Source organism: Amycolatopsis balhimycina FH 1894 (assembly GCF_000384295.1).
In the GTDB taxonomy this organism is placed as follows: domain Bacteria; phylum Actinomycetota; class Actinomycetes; order Mycobacteriales; family Pseudonocardiaceae; genus Amycolatopsis; species Amycolatopsis balhimycina.
In genome coordinates this window covers 4,829,692-4,844,666 of record NZ_KB913037.1, presented here as the reverse complement: position 1 = coordinate 4,844,666, position 14,975 = coordinate 4,829,692, and the positions used below count along the sequence as shown (strand labels likewise).

Genomic DNA, 14,975 nt, shown 5'->3' with positions numbered 1-14,975 from the left:
ACCGAGCGCTACGAGGGTTCGTACTCGTTGCGCCCGTGTGGACCGTCCACTGCGAACTCCGTGTCGCCGATCCGGATCACTTGCCCGGGCAGGACATCCGCCGAACCGTCGATGCGGACTCCGTCGACCCACGTGCCGTTTGTGGAGCGCAGGTCGACGCACCGCACACCCGGGCGAGTCGGCAGCACGTGGCAGTGGCGCCGGCCGGCGCGCTCGTCCTGCAGACGCCCTGGCGCCGGCACCGCGCGGCCGAAAGTGATGCCCTGCGCGGGAAGGAAGAGCCGTACGCCGGTCATGATGCGGATCAGCGATCGGGCCGCGGGCGGCGACGGTGCCGTGACCTGCTGACGTGGGGCGGCCCGGTGCGGTGGCGCGGCGGGGCCGGCCTGTGGCGACTGCGGGTGTCGCAGGCCGGCGGTGGGAACCGCGTCCCTGTCGCCGGGGTGGACCACCTCGACGTGAGACCGGGCCGGGGTCATCGTTTCGCACAGCACCCGGACCGTCCCGAGGGGCGGGCCGTCCCAGGCGCGGAGCACGGCACGTTCGAGCCGGGCGCGCAGTTCCGTCCGGTCCACCGGGAGCAGGCCGAGCATGTGCCCGGCGATGGGAACCCGGACGGTCGGGTTCCGCGGCAGCACCCCGCTCGCCGCTTTCGCAAGCAGGACTTCGACAATGCACCGGCAGAGGTGGTCCTCGAACGAAAGCTCTGTCGCTTCACCAAACCGGTCGGTGTCGAACCACTCGATTCCGGCCATGCGTGAAACCTCCTCGAAAGTCATCTTCGATGGTGCCGGAATCGAGGTCGTCACGGCCGTCCTGGGTATTACGAGGGATCGCAGTATCTTGCGTCAACGGGTTCCAGTTCGTTGTCGAAGTCCGTGAAAAGTCGTCGTCGGGGTATTCTTGGCGCTCGTTCTTCATTCGCTTGCTGGTCGTCGCAAAACTCGGTTCGGTTACACCCCTTGACCTGATCGTCACCCGTCGACCCCGGATCGGGTGATTCCGCCGTCGGCGCCGATCTGCCGGACTCGACGGCGAAAATCGATCACATTGCGGTCCGAAGCCGGGGAACCCTAGGGTTCCGGCATGACCGACAAGCCCCTGCGCTGGGGAATCATGGGTACCGGCCTCATCGCGGGCGTCTTCGCGGAAGACCTGAAGCTCACCGGCTCCGGCGTGGTCGCCGCCGTCGGGTCACGCACTGCCGGGAGTGCCGCGCGGTTCGCGGACGAACACCGCGTCCCGGTGCGCCACAGCAGCTACGAAGCCCTGGCGAACGATCCGGACGTCGACGTCGTCTACGTCGCCACTCCGCATCCCCTGCACCACGGCAACGCGCGGCTCGCGCTCGAGGCCGGCAAGCCCGTGCTGGTCGAGAAGCCGTTCACGATGAGCGCCGGCGAAGCGCGCGACCTCGTCGAGCTGGCGCGCACCAAGAACCTCTTCCTGATGGAAGCCATGTGGACGCGGTTCCTGCCGCACATCCGGCACGTCCGGGAACTGCTGCCGCGGCTCGGCGACGTCGTCACCGTCTCCGCCGACCACGGGCAGTGGTTCGCCGAGGATCCCGCCTTCCGGCTCTTCGCTCCGGAACTGGGCGGCGGCGCCCTGCTCGACCTGGGGATCTACCCGGTGTCGTTCGCGTCGATGGTGCTCGGCGCGCCGGACCGCGTCGCCGCCATGGCGACACCCGCCTTCACGGGTGTCGACGCGCAGATGTCGATGCTGTTCGGCTATCCGAGCGGTGCGCAGGCCGTGCTGACCTGCACGCTGAGCGCCGTTTCGCCGACCACGGCGTGGATCGCCGGCACGGACGGGCACATCGAGATCGAAGGGCCGTTCTACGCGCCCGCCTCGTTCACGTTCGTCCCGCGCGAGGGCGAGCCGAGCCGTCACGAATACCGGGACGAAGGCCGTGGCCTGCGGCACCAGGCCGACGAGGTGGCGCTCCGGCTGGCCGCCGGCGAGACCGAAAGCCCGCTGATGCCGCTGGACGAGACCGTCTCGATCATGACGACCATGGACGCGGTGCTGGCCGCGACCAGGACGTGACCCGGGTTTGAGTAGTGCTACGGATCCGCGGGTGGACGCCGGTGCGTGACCCTGTCCGGCATGACCACCGAAGCAGATGTGCTCCTCCGGCTCGCCGGCGAGATCGACGACCTGGGGCGTCGTCTCGCCCTGGTGGGTTCCGAACTGCGGACCGTCCGGGACGGGCCGGCCGACCAGCCGCAGCCGGCTGAACAGGCGAAACCGGAAGTGCGGCCGGAGCCGGAACCGCAGCCCCAGCCTCGGCCGGAACCGCAGCCGCAGCCTCGGCCGATGCGGCCCGAGTCGATCCCCTTGCCGCAGTACCAGTGGCAGCCGCCGCCCCCGCAGTACGTTCCGCCGCCCCGGCAGTACTACGTCCCGCCGCCGGCGCCCTACCTGCCCGTTCCGCGGGAGACGCTGGGCGCGAAGCTCGGCAAGGAGGGCGCCGGGAGCCGCGTGCTCGCCTGGGTCGGCGGTGCCGTCACGCTGCTCGGCGTCGTCCTGCTGCTCGTGCTGGCCGTCCAGCGGGGCTGGCTGGGGCCGCTGCCGCGGGTGCTCGTCGGGGCCGGGTTCGGCCTGGCGCTGACCGGCACCGGCGTGTGGCTGCACCGCAAGCCCGCCGGCCGCACCGGGGCCTTCGCGCTGGCCGCCACCGGGATCGCGACGCTCTACCTCGACGTCGTCGCCGCGACCACGCTGTACGAGTTCCTGCCGGTGCTCGCCGGGCTCGCCGGCGGGCTGGCCGTCGCCGCCGTCGGGCTGCTCGTGGCTGTGCGCTGGGAGTCGTCGCTGCTGGCCTCCGCCGTCGTCGCCGGCTGCGTCGTGTGCGCGCCGATGATCGTCCGCGGGTTCACCCCCGAACTGGTCACCTTCCTGCTGATGGTCCAGCTCGCGACGACGCCGGTGCAGCTGCGCCGCGACTGGTCGTCGTTGACGCTCGCCGCCGGCGTCCCGCCGCTGTTCGCCTCCGTGATCAGCACGGCGGTGCTGGGCGGGGGTGGCAGCTGGGCCAACACCGCCGCGGCCGGGGGTGCCGGGGTCGCCGGCGTCACACTCGCCCTGATCGTGCTGCGCCGCCGCGAGAACGACCCCGCCGCGCTCTCGCTGCTGGCGACGGCGGTCGTCCCGACGCTGGTCGCCGCGCTGCTGCTGCCGAAGGCCCAGGCGGTGCCGATCACGGCCGGGGCGGGGGCCGTCCTGCTCGCCGTCTGGGCGGCACGTCGCTGGTGGCCGGGGCTCGCCGGGCACCTGGCCGGGCTGGCCGGGGCGCTGGCGATCCTGCAGGCGACGGTCACGCAGTTCGACGGCCCGGCCCGCGCCGGGGTGCTGCTCGGCGAGGCGCTGCTGCTGGTCGTGGCCGGGGTGGCCGGCCGCAACCGGGTCGCGCTGGCCGCCGCGTTCGGGTTCGCGTCCGTCGGTGGGCTGATCGGCGTGTTCTTCGACGTCACGCCGGTACTGCTGGTCGTCCCGCGTGCCCGGCCGGTCGCCGAGCTGACCGGCGCGCTCGCGGTCGCCGCGCTCATCCTCGCCGTGTCGGTCGCGCTGCCGTGGGCGGCGGCCCGTCTCGAGGTCTTCCGCGGACCGGCCGACGACCTGCCGGTGTGGCTCCTCGCCGGCGTTGCGGCGCTGTACGGCGCCGCCGGGGTGGTGCTGTGCGGGTCGCTGCTGGCGGTGCCGGACCGGCCGGGGTTCCTCCTCGGCCACGCGCTGATCACCGTGTCCTGGACGATCGCGGCACTCGTGCTGCTGCTGCGCGGGATCGACGTCGTCGGGCTGCGGGTGACCGGGCTGGTGCTGGTCGGCGCGGCGGTCCTCAAGCTGGTGCTGTTCGACCTGTCGGCGCTCGACGGCCTGGCCAGGGTCGGCGCGTTCCTCGGCGCGGGGCTGGTGCTGCTGGCGGCCGGGGCGCGGTACGCCCGGCGGGTCGCGTCGCGCTGACGCGGGCCACGATTTCCCGGCGGGTGGACGATCCCGCGCCCGGTTATGGTGATTTCGTGCCCGAACACACCGGCGAAACCCGTAACGAGCAGCTCACCCGCAACATCGGCGAGCTGCTGCAAGAGCTGCGTGTCGCCCAGGCGGGGGTGCAGATCCTCTTCGGTTTCCTGCTGTCCGTCGTGTTCACCGACCGGTTCCACGACGCCAGCGGGTTCGAGAAGTCGCTGCACCTGTCCGCGGTGGCGCTCGCGGTGGCGGCCACGGCGCTGCTGACCGCGCCCGCGGCGTGGCACCGGCTGCTGTTCCGCACGGGCAGCCGGGAGCGGATCCTGACCGTCGGCAACCGGCTAGTGCTGGTCGGGCTGGTCTGCCTGGCCCTGGCGATCACGTCGACGGTCGCGCTGATCGCCAAGGTGGTCTACGGCGGGATCGCCATGGTCGTCCTAGGCGTGCTGTGCGTGCTGCTCTTCGGGATCCTCTGGTTCGTCATGCCGATGCGGCTGCACCCGGACGACGGCACTCAGCCGACGGGCCCGCCCAAGTAGAGCGTGTCCTCCTGGACGAAGCACAGCGGGTTGCCGAACGGGTCGTCCGCGTAGAAGGAGCGTTCGCCCCAGAACTGGGTCTCGATGGCGTCGTCGAGCCAGCGCGGCCGGGCGGCGCGCACCCGCTCGAACGTCTCCTCGACGTCGTCGACCGCGAGGTAGACGATCCGCGGGTCCTTCCGCGGCCGCGGCTCGCGGTGTTCGAGCGGGGCTTCGACGCAGGCGAGCACCACCCCGCCGCAGGTGAAGTAGTGCCGGTTCACCGCGATCCGCTCGCCGGGGGCGCCGAAGACGGCGGCGTAGAACGCGACGGCGACTTCGATGTCGTCGACGGGCTGGATCAGCCGGAACACCCGCGGGCCGCTCATGCGGGCACCTCGCTGACGCTCGGTGCGCCCTGAGCGGGAAGCGCAGTGTTGAATGATTCGCTCGCAAGCTCGCTCATGCGGGCACAGTACCGCTGTTCATTCCGTGTTCGGCAGCAGTTGCCGGGGTGGTCGGACGCCGCCCGTAGCTTCCCGCCCGTGACTGACACTTCTCGCCGGACCTTCCTCCTCGGCGCACCGGCCGTCGCCGCCGCGGCGACCCTGCCGAACGTCCTCGGCGCGCCGGCCGCCCAAGCCACTGGCCGGCACCGCCCGGACACCGAAGATCCGCGCTTCACGCTCGTGGTCATGCCGGACACGCAGTACCTGTTCGACGAGGACCGCGGTGACGCGGCCCCGCTGGACGCCTCGCTGCGGTACGTCCTCGAAGAGGAGGACGACAACGTTGTCTTCCTCGCCCACCTCGGCGATCTCACCCAGAACGGCCGCGCGGACGAGTTCGCCCGCATCAGCCGGTCGTTCCAGGCGCTCGACCGCTGCCGCTTCCCCTACAGCACCCTCGCCGGCAACCACGACATCGACGGTTCGAAGGACGACCAGCGCGGTCCGTCGCCGTACCTCGACGCGTTCGGCCCGCAGCGCCAGCGCAACTCCCCGACGTTCCGGGGCGCCACGAAGGACGGCTACAACAGCTACCACGTCTTCCGCGGCGGCGGCCGCGAGTGGCTGCTGCTCGCCCTCGACTGGCGGCCCTCGGCGGGTGGCCTGAACTGGGCGAAGCAGGTCCTCGCGCAGCACCCGACACTGCCCGCGATCCTCACCATCCACGAGCTGGTCTGGGCCGACGACGACGCCCAGGCGCAGTTCTCGACGTTCGGCGAGCACGTCTGGAAGGAACTCGTCGAAGGCAACGACCAGATCTTCCTCACGCTCAACGGCCACTACTGGCCGACCGGGCGCACCGTCCGGAAGAACGCCGCCGGGCACGACGTGCACGTCCACATCGCCAACTACCAGGACCGCTACTACGGCGGCAGCGCGATGATCCGGCTCTACCAGTTCGACCTGGCGCGCGGCGTGATCGACGTCCGGACGTTCTCGCCGTGGCTCGCCGCGCAGGACCACCTGTCCGAAATGCAGCAGGTCGAGGTCGAGCGCAGCGGCACGGCCGACTACTTCAGCCTGGAGATCGACTTCGCCAACCGCTTCGGCGGCTTCGCGCCGGTGCCGGTTCCGCCGGCACGCCCGGCGAAGCAGCTCCTGGTGCCGGGCACGGTCGCCTACTGGCGCTTCGAGGGCGGGAAGGACGGCAAGCCGGTGCCGGACGGCGTCGTCGTGCGCGATCAGACCGGGCGCGGCAACGACCTCACCCGCGTCACCGCGCCCGGGAGCGGGCCCGACGCGCTGAAGTACGCGAGCGCGTTCTCGCCGCGGCAGCCGTCGCGGGCGAGCCTGCGGTTCGACGGCGGCCGCGACCCGAGCCGTGGCGCGTACCTGCGCACCGTCGACGCGGCGCCGATGAACCGCCTGAAGTTCGAGCGCGGGTACACCGTCGAGGCGTTCTTCTGGCTGCCCGCGAACTTCAAGGACGGCCACCACGGCTGGTGCGGGCTGTTCGCCCGGCAGGGCAGCGGCGCGGCCGCCGGCAAGACCGGGGACGACCCGAAGGAATCGGCCGCCACACTGTCCCTTTCGGACGGTGGGGAGCTGCAGTGGGCGGTGTACCCGCTGAACCAGGACCGGACCTCGACGAACTGGGGCCACGAGCTGCCGGTGGAGAAGTGGTGGCACGTCGCCGTGGTCAACGACGGCAGGCGCACGACGGTGTACGTCGACGGCTGCCCGGTGGTCCGCAACCCGGCCACGCCGGCGGTCGGGCTGGCCGATCCGGGCGGGTCGTGGCTGGTCGGTGCCTCGTCCTACGACGGGAAGGTCGACCGCAGTTTCGCGGGGCTGCTGGGTGACGTGCGGGTGGCCGACCGGCCGCTGAACCCGCGTGAATTCATGCTGGGCTGAGGGCCTTGACAGCGGGTGGACAATAAAAAATCGGCGCGCCCTCCAGAGATATCAGGAGAACTCGCCGAACCTGTTAAGAGTCTAACCGCTGTGAGGGGAACTTGTCAAACCAGGGGTACGACGAGGAATTGCGGGAAGAACGGGCCTACGTCGCCGCGCTGTACGAGCGGCTCGACCGCGAGCGCGCGGCGGCGCAGGCCCGCTACCACGGCGCACTCGGGCAAACCGGTCTGACGCCCGGGGAACGGGAGACCGACGTCCGGTGCCGGTCGCGGGAGGCGGTCCGGCTGGACTTCGCCGACAACGGGCTTTGTTTCGGCCGGCTGGACGCCCTTTCGGGCGAAACCAGCTACATCGGCCGGATCGGGCTCTTCGACGCGGAAAACGACTACGAACCGTTCCTGCTGGATTGGCGGGCGCCGGCGGCGCGGCCGTTCTACGTCGCCACCGCGGCGACGCCGGAAAACATGCGCCGCCGCCGTCAGTTCCACACGATGGGCCGCCGGGTCCTCGATTTCACCGACGAGGTTCTGGGGCGTCCCGGCTTGGACGACATCGGGGGGTCTGGGGGGTCGTCCCCCCAGGCATGTCTCAGCGAACGCGGGGACGCGGCGCTGCTCGCGGCCGTCAACGCGCCCCGCGGCGACGGCATGCGGGACATCGTCGCGACGATCCAGGCCGAGCAGGACGAGATCATCCGCCTCGGCCACTCGGGCGTGCTGGTGGTCGAGGGCGGGCCCGGTACCGGCAAGACCGCCGTGGCGCTGCACCGGGTGGCGTACCTGCTCTACACCCACCGCGAGCGGATGTCGCGGACCGGCGTGCTCGTGGTCGGGCCGAGCCCGCTGTTCCTCGACCACATCGGCCGCGTGCTGCCGTCGCTCGGCGAGTCGGACGTCGTCTTCCTGACGACCGGCGCCCTCGTGCCCGGGCTGCGCGTCACCGCCGAGGACTCGCCGGAGGTGGCACGGCTCAAGGGCTCGCTGAAGATCCTCGACGTGCTGAACGCGGCGGTCGCCGACCGCCAGCGGGTGCCCGATGAGCCCGTGCCGGTGGAGCTGGGGGACGTCACCGTGGACCTCGACGCCGGCCTGGCGGACGAGGCCCGGCTCGAGGCGTGTCGCTCGGGCCTGCCGCACAACGAGGCACGCGCGGTCTTCCGCAAGCACGTCCTGGCGCTCGTCGCCGAGCGGGCCGTGGCGAAGATCGGCGAGGGCTGGCTGACCAGGGAGGATCGCGGGGCGTGGGCCGATCTCCGCGACGACGTCCTCGACGAGCTGCGTGAGCACGAAGAGCTCGATGCCACGCTCAGCGCGCTGTGGCCGGAGCTGACGCCGGAGACGTTGCTGGCACCGCTGTACATGTCGCCGCGCCGCCTCGAAGCCGCCGGTGCCGACCCGACCCTGTTCCGCGCGGACGGCTCGGCCTGGACGGTGTCGGACGTGCCGTTGCTCGACGAGCTGGCCGGCCTGCTCGGCCGGGACGACTCCGCCGAACGCGCCGCCGCACGACGTCTGGCGGACGAGGAGGCCGAGTACGCAGCCGGCGTCATGGACGTCATGAAGCTGGACCGCGAGGAGCTGGACGAAGACGTCATGCTGGTCGCCGAGAACCTGCTCCACGCCGAGGACCTGGCCGAACGGTTCGTCGAGCGCGACACCCGCGACCTCGCCGAGCGCGCGGCCGCGGACCGCGACTGGACGTACGGGCACGTCGTCGTCGACGAGGCGCAGGAACTGTCCGAAATGGACTGGCGGGCGCTGATGCTGCGGTGCCCGAGCCGCTCCTTCACGATCGTCGGCGACCTCGCCCAGCGCCGCAGTGCCGCGGGGGCGACGGCGTGGGGCCCGGTGCTGGCGCCGTACGTCGGCGACCGCTGGCAGTACCGGGAGCTGACCGTGAACTACCGCACTCCGGCGGAGATCATGACCGTCGCCGGCGCCCTGCTCGCGCGGTTCGCGCCGGACGTGCGGCCGCCGGAATCGGTGCGGGCGTGCGGCGTCCGGCCGTGGTCCAGACGAGTCGTGGACGGCGAACTGCCCGGCGCCGTCGACGAGTTCGTCCGCGACGAGACCGGCCGCGAAGGCACCAGCGTCGTGATCGGCCCGCCTGGCGTGCCAGGCACGATCCCGCCCGCGGCGACGAAGGGCCTGGAATTCGACGCCGTCCTGGTCGTCGACCCGGCCCGGATCCTGGCCGCGGGCCCGCGTGGCGCGGCCGAGCTGTACGTCGCGCTCACCCGCGCCACGCAGCGCCTCGGGGTGCTGCACCGGGATCCGCTCCCGGCGGCGCTGACCGGGCTCGCCGAAGCCGGGGCCCCCGCGCGGGCCGGGCATCGGCGATTCCTGTAGTGCCTCGTGAGTGAGAAACAGTGTTCCAACGCTGTTTCTCACTCACGACCCCTACGCCGTGAGCCGGCCCCAGGAGTAGTTCTGCTTGGCCAGCTTCAGGTACACGAACAGCTCGGTCCCGGACACGCCCGGGATCTTCCGGATCTCTTCGCCGAGTACCTCGAGCATGTGGTCGTCGTCCCGGCAGACGAGCTCGGCGAGCAGGTCGTAGCGCCCGGCGCACAGCACCACGTAGTGCACGTTCGGCAGCTCGGACAGCTTGTCCGCGACGTCCCGGGGATCAGCCCCGTCGACGCTGATCCCGACCATGGCCTGCCGCGTCAGGTCGACGTTGGCGGGGTCGGTCACCGCGACGATCTGCATGAGGTCGTCGCGCAGCAGCCGCTGCACGCGCTGGCGGACCGCTCCCTCCGAAAGCCCGACCGCTTTGGCAAGCGCGGTGAAGGAGGCTCTGCCGTCTTGTTGCAGCAGAGCGATCAACGATCTGTCCGTATTGTCCAGCGCGCGCGCACGTGTTTCGTCACCCATGCCGTCCCTCCCTGTGTTTCGGCATGTGATTTGTCAAGTGCGCAGCGTATCGAGACCTGCCGAGAAAGCGAGACCCCCGCGCCAGCTTCGCGCGATCCGGCGTACACGCGGCCGTCAGCCGAGGAATCGGTGGCGGGTGACGAAAAAGACAAGGCTTTCCGAGGCGGTTTTGTGCGTCCGCGCACAGCCGGACGCACGTTCGGGCCCGCGCCGGGTACCTTCTGGCGGCTCTGTCGTCTTCAGCAACCTCAGGAGGACCAACGCATGGCGCTCGCTCCCGCCGTTCCCGCGAAAGGGCTGCGCGACGGCGCACTGGGCATGGTGTCGTCGATGGTCATCGGGATGTCGTCGACCGCGCCGGCGTACTCGATCGCGGCCACGCTGGGGCTGATCGTGCTGGCGGGCACCGGGTTCAAGGCGGCGGCGTTCGTCCTGCTGTCGTTCGTGCCCGTGCTGTTCGTGGCCGTCGCCTTCCGCGAGCTGAACACCGCGGAACCCGACTGCGGCACCAACTTCACCTGGGCGGCGCGGGCGTTCGGCCCGCACGCCGGGTGGTTCACCGGCTGGGTCGTCACGGTCGCCCAGCTGCTGGTCATGAGCAGCCAGTCCGCGCTGACCGGCCGGTACACGCTGCTGCTGTTCGGCGCGTCCGGAGCGGCGGGCAACCGGTGGGTGACGACGGCGATCGGCGCCGTCTGGCTAGTGGCGCTGTGCTGGCTGTGCCATCGCGGGATCGAGGTGTCCGCGCGGGCGCAGTGGATCCTGCTCGGGGTGGAGCTCGCCGTGCTCGTGCTCTTCTCGGTCGTCGCGCTGGTCCGCGTCTTCGACGGCACGGCCGGGCCGCAGGCGTCGGTGCCCCGGCTCGACTGGCTATGGCCCGGCGGGGTCGGCGCCGGGACGGCGGGGTCGGCGGTGCTGCTGGCCGTGTTCATCTACTGGGGCTGGGAAAGCTCGCTGTCGGTCAACGAGGAGTCCGCCGACCCGCGCCACGCCCCCGGGCGCGCCGCGGTGCTCTCGACCGTGCTGCTGGTGCTGAACTACCTGCTCGTCACGGTCGCCGCGCTGGCCTTCGCCGGGGCCGGAACCGAGGGAATCGGTTTGGGCAACGAGGCGAACGCCGAAGACGTCCTGGCCGGCTTGGGCGGCGCGGTGTTCGGCGACGGGACGACCGGCAAGGTCCTGGGCGTGCTGCTGATCGTGTCGGTGCTGACCAGCGGCGCGGCCACCAGCCAGGCGACGATCATGCCGGCCGCGCGCACGACGTTGTCGATGGCCAGTCACGGCGCGCTGCCGCGTGTCTTCGGGCGCGTGCACCCGCGGTTCCGGACGCCTTCGGTGGCGACCTGGGCGTTCGGGCTCGTCTCACTGGCGGTGTACGTGCTGCTGGCGCTGCTGAGCGGCAACGTGCTTTCGGACTCGGTCGACGCGGTCGGGCTGACCATCGCCATCGAGTACACGATGACCGCGCTGGCCTGCGTCTGGGTGTTCCGCCGGACGCTGTTCGCGAGCCTGCGCAACTTCCTCCTGCGGGGGCTGCTGCCGTTCACCGGCGGCGTCTTCTTCCTGGCCGTGCTGGTGTTCGCGCTGATCGAGTACGCGCGGCCGGACGCGGGCGAGACGACGGTGTTCGGCATCGGCGGGGTCGCGGTGATCGGCGTGGTGTCGATCGTGCTCGGGGTACCGCTGATGTTCGCCGTGCACCGCGCCTGCCGTGACTTCTTCGCCGGCCGCCGCCTGCCGCGGGGAGTGGTGCGGCGCGGCGGCGACGTCATCGAGCCGGTCTAGAACCACGTGTCCAGCGCGACGTCGAGGGGGCCTTCGCCCGCCCAGGCGATCACGCCGTCGGGCCGGAGCAGCAGCGGGCCGGTGTTCGTCACCGGGACGACGTCGACGCGCGGGCCGGCCGGGTGCCCGGTCGCCAGCAGGAGCCCCCGGCCGGTGCGCGTGTGCTCGAACAGCCGGGACTCGCGGCCGTCGGCGTGGACGAGTTCGAGGTCCGGGCAGTGTTCGCCGACCGGCTTCGGGGCGGGATAAGGGAAGTTGTAGCGGTGACCGATCCCGGACAGGAGATTCGCGAAGTACCGGTTCGCCTCGGGCAGGTCCAGCAGCTCCGCGACGATCTCCCGCAGCGCGTCGACGTGCGGGCCGGGAGCCAGCAACGCCGACTGTGCGCGCGTGTTGCGTAGCACCGCTTCGCCCGCTGGGTGCCTTTCGCGCGTATACGTGTCGAGGAACGCTTCGGGCTTGTCGCCGCGAAGGACGGCGCCGAGCTTCCAGCCCAGGTTGGCCGCGTCCGGGATGCCGAGGTTCAGGCCCTGGCCGCCGCTCGGCGAGTGCACGTGCGCGGCGTCGCCGGCGAGGAAGACGCGGCCGAGGCGGTAGGTGGCGGCCTGGCGAGCCTGGTCGCCGAACCGCCGTCCGTCGCGGACCTCCTCGACGACGACGGCCACGCCGGTGACGCGGTGGATCGCCGCGGAAAGCTCGTCGGGGGTCACCGGTTCGTCGCGCTCGGGACCGGCGGGTTCCGTCACGCCGGCCATGCTGCCGCCGTACAGGAACGCGCCGGTGGCGTAACGGCCGCCCGGCGGGACTTCGCCCGCGAAGCGGACCCGCCCGGCGATCGTGTGCAGCAGCGCGGGGGTGCCGGGGAAGGCGAACCCGGCGAGTTTCCGGACGGTGCTGCGGCCGCCGTCGCACCCGACGAGGTACTTCGCGCGCCACTCCCGTCCTCCCGCGGTGACGGTGACACTGTCCACATCGGACTCCAGCGTGGTGACCTCGTGGCCGCGCAGTACCCGGACGCCTTCGGTGTGCTTCGCGAGCACGCGTTCCAGCTCGGGCTGCCAGATGTTGGTGCGCGGCCGGCCGGGGTCCGGGACGATCTTGTGGATGCTCGCGAAGTGGCCGAGCGTGCTGCCGTGGTCGCGGGCGAGGTCCTTCGTGCCTTCGGCATCCGCTTCGGCGAGCTGGTCGCCGAGGCCGCGTCGCCGGAGCGCCTCGGTCGCCAGGGTGCCCAGGCCGCGTGCCTTGGTCTCTTCGGAAGGCGTCTCGCGGCGTTCGAGCACCAGGGCGTCGGCGCCGGCCAGTGCGAGCTCCGCGGCGAGGAACAGGCCCACCGGACCCGCGCCCACGACGATCACGTCGGCATCCATGCTTTCTCCTTAACTTGTTAAGGGTTAGGATGGCCTTAACAAGTTAAGGCGTCAAGGAGGATCATGCCGCTGGAAGTCGCCGACGCGGTGCGCGTCGCGCTTCGCCTGCTCGAAGCCGACGGCCTGGACAAGCTGACGGTCCGGCGGCTCGCCACCGACCTGGGGGTCAAGGCACCCGCGTTGTACTGGCACTTCCGCAACAAGCGCGCCCTGCTCGACCACCTGACGGACGCGATCGTGGCGCCGGTCGTCGCCGGGCTGACCGACGGCGGGCCGTGGCTGAAGTGGCTCGAAGACGCCGGGTTGGCGCTGCACACGGCGTTGCTCGCGCATCGCGACGGCGCCCGCGTCGCCTTGGGGGCGGACCTGCGGGTGGCCCGCGCGCTCGGGGAGTTCGCCGAGCGCGGGGTCGGCGTGCTGCACGACGCGGGCTTCCCGCTCGGCGACGCCACCCGCGCGGCCGGGGTGCTGGTGCACTTCGTGCTCGGCCGGGCCGTCGAGGACCAGACGCGGCTGCCGCCGGATGAGGAGGCCGCGGCGATCGCGCTCGGCTCGTTCCCCTTTCCGCTGATGGCCCGTGGCCTGCGTGAACGCGCCGGCTCGACGGTCGAGGACGACTTCCGGTACGCGCTCGGGGTGCTCCTGGCCGGGCTGGACGCGGTCAGCCCACGTCGCGGCGGCTGAGGTCTTCCTCGGTTTCGCGGCGCACCAGCAGCGTCGCGACGCCGTTCTTGACGCCGACCAGCGGGGGCCGGCCGACCTGGTTGTAGTTCGACGCCAGCGAATGGTGGTACGCGCCGGTGCACGGCACGGCCAGGAGGTCGCCGGCGTGGAGGTCACCGGGCAGGCCGACGCCGTCGGCGAGGACGTCGCCGGATTCGCAGTGCCGTCCGACGACCGTCATCGGCGTCCGCTTCGCCGTGGATCGCCGTCCGACCAGGCGTGTCGTGTAGCGCGCGCCGTACAGCGACGGGCGGGCGTTGTCGCTCATGCCGCCGTCGACCGCGACGAACGTGCGGCTCCCGCGCTTGACGGCGCAGACGCGGTACGCCGTGATCCCGGCGGGCCCGGCGATCGCCCGGCCCGGCTCGATCGTCAAGCGGGGCAACGGAAAGCCGTGCACCGCGCACTCGTAGGCCAGTGCGACGCGCAGCCGTCGCGAGTAGCCGCCGAGGTCGAACGCGGGCTCGCCACCGGCGTACGGCACCGCGTGCCCGCCGCCGAGGTCGAGCTCCCGCAGCGTGACGCCGTGCGTGTCGCGGATCCGGACGAGCACCTCGGCCATCCGCCGCGCGGCAGCCTCGTACCGGTCGACCCTGCGGACCTGCGAGCCGATGTGGCAGTGCAGTCCCGCGAGCCGCAACCCGGGTTGCGCGAGCACGGCTCTCGTCGCCGCGTCGACGTTGTCGGGGACGCGGTCGAGCAGCGAGAAGCCGAACTTCTGACCTTCGGTTCCGGTGCTGATGGCCGCGTGCGCCCCGGCCGCGACGCCCGGCGTCACCCGGATCATCACCTGCTGGGCGCCGTGGGCGAGGGCCCCGAGCTGCTCGATCTCGTCGAGCGAGTCGACCACGATCCGCCGGACGCCGTATTCGAGCGCGGCTTTCAGATCTTCGGGGGTCTTCGCGTTGCCGTGCAGCAGCATGCGCTCCGCGGGGAAGCCGACTGCGCGGGCGACGGCGATCTCGCCCGCGGAGCACGTGTCGAGCGACAACCCTTCTTCGGCGACCCAACGCAGTACAGCCCGCGTACACAACGCCTTGCTCGCGTATGCGACTTCGGCGTCCGGCAGCGCTTCGCGGTACTCGCGGGCGGTGTCACGGACCTGCTGCTCGTCGATGAGGTACGACGGCGTCCCGAAGCGCGCCGCGAGGTGGCTGACGCGCGCGCCGGCGAAGAGGAGTTCGCCGTCTTCGCCGATTCGGGTGCTTCGCGGCCAGACTCCTGGCTCGAGGTGATCGGCGGCTTCACAGCCGAGGCTGGGAAGAAGCTCGCTGAGCGTCACGGGTGCCTCCGGGCGTCGACGGATCGGATTCCGCCAGGACACTCCCGTCAACGCGGCCGGAGATCCCCCGTGAATGCCGTCCT

Annotated in this window: 12 protein-coding genes; 7 read left to right on the top strand and 5 right to left on the bottom strand. The window is 71.7% G+C overall.

Annotated elements, in window-relative coordinates; translation table 11 throughout:
• Positions 1-8 precede the first annotated feature (8 nt).
• On the bottom strand, positions 9-755 hold the full coding sequence (locus A3CE_RS0121550) for an FHA domain-containing protein (RefSeq protein ID WP_020642184.1): 747 nt from the start codon (positions 753-755) through the stop codon (positions 9-11).
• A 331-nt stretch (positions 756-1,086) separates the two neighbouring features.
• Here A3CE_RS0121550 and A3CE_RS0121545 point away from each other — a divergent pair, with 331 nt between their 5' ends.
• From A3CE_RS0121545 to A3CE_RS0121535, 3 genes are read left to right on the top strand one after another with little or no spacing between them, the layout of a single operon-like run.
• Positions 1,087-2,052 (top strand): Gfo/Idh/MocA family protein, encoded by a 966-nt coding sequence (locus A3CE_RS0121545; RefSeq protein ID WP_020642183.1) that lies wholly within the window; start codon positions 1,087-1,089, stop codon positions 2,050-2,052.
• Between the two features lie 60 nt (positions 2,053-2,112).
• Entirely contained in the window at positions 2,113-3,969 is a 1,857-nt protein-coding gene (locus tag A3CE_RS0121540; RefSeq protein WP_245589570.1) for a DUF2339 domain-containing protein, read from the top strand.
• Positions 3,970-4,025: 56 nt separating this feature from the next.
• Positions 4,026-4,514 (top strand): DUF6328 family protein, encoded by a 489-nt coding sequence (locus tag A3CE_RS0121535; protein ID WP_020642181.1) that lies wholly within the window; start codon positions 4,026-4,028, stop codon positions 4,512-4,514.
• On the opposite strand, the gene A3CE_RS0121530 is transcribed toward A3CE_RS0121535, so the two are convergent.
• Positions 4,490-4,882 (bottom strand): VOC family protein, encoded by a 393-nt coding sequence (locus A3CE_RS0121530; RefSeq protein WP_020642180.1) that lies wholly within the window; start codon positions 4,880-4,882, stop codon positions 4,490-4,492. The genes A3CE_RS0121535 and A3CE_RS0121530 overlap by 25 nt on opposite strands.
• A 156-nt stretch (positions 4,883-5,038) precedes the next feature.
• Between A3CE_RS0121530 and A3CE_RS0121525 the strand changes: the two genes are divergently transcribed.
• Positions 5,039-6,856 carry a LamG-like jellyroll fold domain-containing protein gene (locus A3CE_RS0121525; protein WP_020642179.1) on the top strand — a complete coding sequence of 606 codons (1,818 nt, stop codon included), beginning with the start codon at positions 5,039-5,041 and terminating at the stop codon, positions 6,854-6,856.
• 101 nt (positions 6,857-6,957) lie between these two features.
• Positions 6,958-9,207: an RNA polymerase recycling motor ATPase HelR gene (gene helR / locus A3CE_RS0121520; protein WP_084641670.1), complete on the top strand. Its 2,250-nt coding sequence runs from the start codon at positions 6,958-6,960 to the stop codon at positions 9,205-9,207.
• A gap of 51 nt (positions 9,208-9,258) precedes the next feature.
• Here the strand turns inward: helR and A3CE_RS0121515 are convergent, their stop codons facing one another.
• Positions 9,259-9,735, bottom strand: coding sequence for an Lrp/AsnC family transcriptional regulator (locus A3CE_RS0121515; protein WP_020642177.1), 477 nt, complete (start codon positions 9,733-9,735; stop codon positions 9,259-9,261).
• A gap of 264 nt (positions 9,736-9,999) precedes the next feature.
• Between A3CE_RS0121515 and A3CE_RS0121510 the strand changes: the two genes are divergently transcribed.
• Complete coding sequence (locus tag A3CE_RS0121510; protein WP_020642176.1) at positions 10,000-11,520, top strand: APC family permease; 1,521 nt, start codon at positions 10,000-10,002, stop codon at positions 11,518-11,520.
• Here the strand turns inward: A3CE_RS0121510 and A3CE_RS0121505 are convergent.
• The gene (locus A3CE_RS0121505; RefSeq protein WP_020642175.1) at positions 11,517-12,887 is read right to left on the bottom strand and encodes an FAD-dependent oxidoreductase; all 1,371 of its coding nucleotides are present in this window, start codon (positions 12,885-12,887) and stop codon (positions 11,517-11,519) included. The genes A3CE_RS0121510 and A3CE_RS0121505 overlap by 4 nt on opposite strands.
• 63 nt (positions 12,888-12,950) lie before the next feature.
• On the opposite strand from A3CE_RS0121505, the gene A3CE_RS0121500 reads away from it, so the two are divergent.
• A complete protein-coding gene (locus A3CE_RS0121500) occupies positions 12,951-13,571 on the top strand; it encodes a TetR/AcrR family transcriptional regulator C-terminal domain-containing protein (RefSeq protein ID WP_020642174.1) in 621 nt (206 codons plus the stop codon).
• Here the strand turns inward: A3CE_RS0121500 and lysA are convergent.
• Complete coding sequence (lysA, locus tag A3CE_RS0121495; RefSeq protein WP_020642173.1) at positions 13,549-14,892, bottom strand: diaminopimelate decarboxylase; 1,344 nt, start codon at positions 14,890-14,892, stop codon at positions 13,549-13,551. The genes A3CE_RS0121500 and lysA overlap by 23 nt on opposite strands.
• Positions 14,893-14,975: the final 83 nt, after the last annotated feature.

Bases quoted from the DNA above. Each gene is read 5' to 3' on its own strand.
- A3CE_RS0121550 (WP_020642184.1), bottom strand. From the start codon at position 755: ATGGCCGGAATCGAGTGGTTCGACACCGACCGGTTTGGTGAAGCGACA.
- A3CE_RS0121545 (WP_020642183.1), top strand. From the start codon at position 1,087: ATGACCGACAAGCCCCTGCGCTGGGGAATCATGGGTACCGGCCTCATC.
- A3CE_RS0121540 (WP_245589570.1), top strand. From the start codon at position 2,113: ATGACCACCGAAGCAGATGTGCTCCTCCGGCTCGCCGGCGAGATCGAC.
- A3CE_RS0121530 (WP_020642180.1), bottom strand. From the start codon at position 4,882: ATGAGCGGCCCGCGGGTGTTCCGGCTGATCCAGCCCGTCGACGACATC.
- A3CE_RS0121515 (WP_020642177.1), bottom strand. From the start codon at position 9,735: ATGGGTGACGAAACACGTGCGCGCGCGCTGGACAATACGGACAGATCG.
- A3CE_RS0121510 (WP_020642176.1), top strand. From the start codon at position 10,000: ATGGCGCTCGCTCCCGCCGTTCCCGCGAAAGGGCTGCGCGACGGCGCA.
- A3CE_RS0121505 (WP_020642175.1), bottom strand. From the start codon at position 12,887: ATGGATGCCGACGTGATCGTCGTGGGCGCGGGTCCGGTGGGCCTGTTC.
- A3CE_RS0121500 (WP_020642174.1), top strand. From the start codon at position 12,951: ATGCCGCTGGAAGTCGCCGACGCGGTGCGCGTCGCGCTTCGCCTGCTC.